The sequence below is a fragment of the Pyxidicoccus trucidator genome (assembly GCF_010894435.1).
Classification (GTDB): Bacteria; Myxococcota; Myxococcia; order Myxococcales; family Myxococcaceae; genus Myxococcus; species Myxococcus trucidator.
This window is the reverse complement of the sequence record NZ_JAAIXZ010000083.1, coordinates 1-512: the sequence shown is the minus strand read 5'-3', so window position 1 is coordinate 512 and position 512 is coordinate 1. Positions and strand designations below refer to the sequence as shown.

Below are 512 nucleotides of genomic sequence, written 5' to 3'. Positions count from 1 at the left end.
CATGGGGCCTGGCGCGGTGTTGGTGCGGATGGTGGCGTCGGCGGACAGGTAGAGCTCCACCAGGGTGTCACCCGGGCGGGTGCCGTGGTTGCAGACCGTCACCTGCGCGGTGAGGGGCTGGCCGTCCTGGACGCTGGTGGGCCCGGTGACGGAGGTGACGACGAAGTCAGGCGCGTCGCCCACGCCGATGCGGTAGCCGGACGAGGAGTTGTTGTCCTCGAGGAGCTCCGGGCGGTTGTTGGACGGGTCCACCACGGCGCCGAGGTGGTAGGGGCCCTCGATGCCCGGAGGAGGCAGCCAGGCATTGCCCTGGACGGGCACGGTGGCGCACTGGCCTGGGTAGAGCGGGCCTGAGGGAGCGCCGCCCACGAAGGAGTCCTCCATGGGCCCCGGCGCGGTGTTGGTGCGGATGATGGCGTCGGCGGACAGGTAGAGCTCCACGTGGGAGTCACCCGAGGTGGTGCCATGGTTGCAGACCGTCACCTGCGCGATGAGAGGCTGACCGTCCTCGG

1 protein-coding gene is annotated in these 512 nt (G+C 70.7%); it reads right to left on the bottom strand.

Annotated features, from left to right (window positions below; translation table 11 throughout):
- Positions 1 to 512: CARDB domain-containing protein (locus G4D85_RS48515; RefSeq protein WP_164021941.1), on the bottom strand; the 512-nt coding region annotated here is incomplete at both ends.